At 50.6% G+C, this 2,628-nt stretch carries 3 protein-coding genes; all 3 read left to right on the top strand.

Annotated features, from left to right (window positions below):
* Nucleotides 1-215, top strand: a 215-nt coding sequence (locus B2899_RS05990) for a diadenylate cyclase (RefSeq protein ID WP_286884482.1), incomplete at its 5' end; no start/stop codon positions are given.
* Nucleotides 208-1,533, top strand: coding sequence for a CdaR family protein (locus B2899_RS05985; protein ID WP_286884481.1), 1,326 nt, complete (start codon nt 208-210; stop codon nt 1,531-1,533). The genes B2899_RS05990 and B2899_RS05985, both read left to right, overlap by 8 nt.
* A 14-nt stretch (nt 1,534-1,547) precedes the next feature.
* A partial coding sequence (gene glmM, locus B2899_RS05980; RefSeq protein WP_286884479.1) for a phosphoglucosamine mutase occupies nt 1,548-2,628 on the top strand: 1,081 nt, incomplete at its 3' end.

Below are 2,628 nucleotides of genomic sequence, written 5' to 3'. Positions count from 1 at the left end.
CCCGCCATCGGGCAGCCATCGGCTTGAGTGAAGTATCGGACGCTATCGCCGTCGTCGTTTCAGAGGAGACGGGACAGGTCTCTGTCGCGATGAACGGTGAGATTACGCGTGACTATGATACAGAGAGACTGACGGAGCTTCTTCACCAGAAACTGGGTCCTCAAGGAAAGACGTCTGCGCCGCTCTGGCAACGGAAGGTGAAAAACGATGGATAAGTGGCTCAATAATAATAATGTAGTCAAAGTAATATCGTTCTTGCTTGCCATTATGCTATGGGCGGTCGTGAATAATGATCCGGCTTCGTACAGCTCCGGCGTCGGACAGGCACAGGTGGACACGAAAGTAAATCAAGTCGATTTAAAAGTTCGCTATGATGCAAGCAAATATCTTGTAGAGGCGCCTTCTACGGTACAAGTTCAACTAAGAGGCAGGAAAGACTTACTTGCTATGTCCTCTCTGCTATCATCCGATAGTCTGGATGTTTATGTGGATTTACGCAATTATGGTAGTGGGAAGCATGAAGTGCCGGTACAGTATGAAGGGGCACCCAGAGGGCTGGAGGTAATAATTCAACCGAGTCAAGTGACTGTAAATATCGAAGAGATTAAGAAACTGAAAAAAACGGTTCAAGTCGATCTGATTGGCGAAGCGAAAGCGCATGGTAAAGTCGGTCAGTCGATTGTAAATCCACAGACAGTGACTGTTACCGTACCGGAAAGTCGAGTAGAAGATGTAGTGTTTGTACGAGCATATGTTAGCGTGGAAGGGGCAGAGGAGCCGATCAAAACGAAAGTCCCGGTACGGGTGCTTGACCGCCGGGGAACTCCGGTAGAGTCGGCGAAGGTATCTCCTGCAGTAGTGGATGTGCAAGTGCCTATCACTTCGCTCCCGGCGAAGACCGTTCCGTTGAAAGTAGACAGCAAAGGAACGCCGGCGGACGGATATCGGGTGGCGGCAGTAGACGTCAACCCTAAAAAGGTAACACTGTACGGAGCGAAAGAAGTGTTGGATACAATCTCTTCTTTAACGCTTCCCAGTGTAGATGTAGACGGACTGAGCGAATCCAAAACGTTCTCTGTTACAATTCTGCTGCCGGATAACGTAGAGAAGGCAGATGTTGAATCCGCATATGTAAAAGTCGATATCGTGAGAATGGATGAAACAGCGATAAGAACGGGTTTGACAGAGCAAGAGAAGCCGGAAGTACAGGATCCGGAGAAGATTACCATACGAGATTCGGTAGAGCTGCCGATCCGTATTCAAGGACTTGCGGATGGCCAGGCTTCGGAATTTGTCAAACCTTCCTCGGGGCGTATCGAACTGGAGATTCAAGGCACGAAAGAGGCAATGGACAAAATGGATAAGAATGAACTTGTCGCTTCTGTCGACGTAAAAGGTAAACCGCCGGGCCAGTATACCACTCCCGTGCATGTTATCAATCTTCCGCCCGACGTGAGGATAACGAATCAACAGAACCTTCAAGCAATAGTTTTAATCAAAGAACAAGCTGATAACCAGCGTGTTAATTCGTGAGAGGAGAGAGGACAATGGGTAAATACTTTGGGACTGACGGAGTAAGAGGTGTCGCTAACACCGAGTTAACGCCGGAGCTGGCATATAAATTGGGACGGTGTGGCGGATATGTCGTTACCCGTGACAGCAATAACGAAAGACCGAAAGTTGTTGTAGGCCGTGACACCCGCATCTCCGGTTCAATGTTGGAACGCGCCATTATTGCCGGTCTGCAATCCATCGGGGCGGAAGTCGTTCGCCTGGGTGTCATCTCCACGCCGGGTGTGGCATACTTGACGCGTGCGTTACAAGCAGACGCCGGAATTATGATTTCTGCCTCCCATAATCCTGTGCAGGATAACGGTATTAAATTTTTCGGCGGTGATGGCTTCAAGTTGCTTGACGAGAAAGAAGCGGAGATTGAAGCGCTGCTGGATGCAGAGAAAGACGAACTCCCGCGCCCGATCGGCGGCGATATTGGAACCGTGCTGAACTACAAGGAAGGTGCGCAGAAATACCTGCAGTATCTCAAGAGTACGGTGCAGAACCGCTTCGATAACTTGAAAATTGTCGTCGACTGCGCGAATGGCGCAGCTTCGGCGCTGGCAGCCCAATTGTTTGCCGATATGGAAGCCGATGTGATTACGCTGGCCTGCAACCCGGACGGTCTTAACATTAACGACAACTGTGGCTCTACGCACCCGGAAGCACTGCAGCAAGCCGTTGTAGAAAAGGAAGCGGCTCTTGGACTCGCATTTGACGGTGATGCGGACCGTCTGATTGCGGTGGATGAGAAAGGCAATCTCGTCGACGGCGATTTCATTATGGCGATTTGCGGTGTAGCGTGGAAACGCCGCGGCAGGCTGAAGAATGATACCGTTGTCTCCACTGTGATGAGCAACATTGGCTTTTACAAAGCATTGGAAGCGGCAGGTATCGAGACGCGGCAGACCGCAGTTGGTGACCGCTACGTTATGGAAGAGATGCTGAAGGGCGGATTTAACTTAGGCGGCGAGCAATCCGGGCACATTATTTTCCTGGACTACAACACGACCGGCGATGGTCTGCTGACGGCATTGCAACTGCTCGATGTAGTGGTAGAGGCAGGCAAGCCTA

It is taken from the genome of Aneurinibacillus sp. UBA3580 (assembly GCF_002375825.1).
In the GTDB taxonomy this organism is placed as follows: Bacteria; Bacillota; Bacilli; order Aneurinibacillales; family Aneurinibacillaceae; genus Aneurinibacillus; species Aneurinibacillus danicus.
The sequence above is the reverse complement of the archived record's forward strand: the minus strand, read 5'-3'. Positions and strand labels throughout refer to the sequence as shown.

Bases quoted from the DNA above. Each gene is read 5' to 3' on its own strand.
- B2899_RS05985 (WP_286884481.1), top strand. From the start codon at position 208: ATGGATAAGTGGCTCAATAATAATAATGTAGTCAAAGTAATATCGTTC.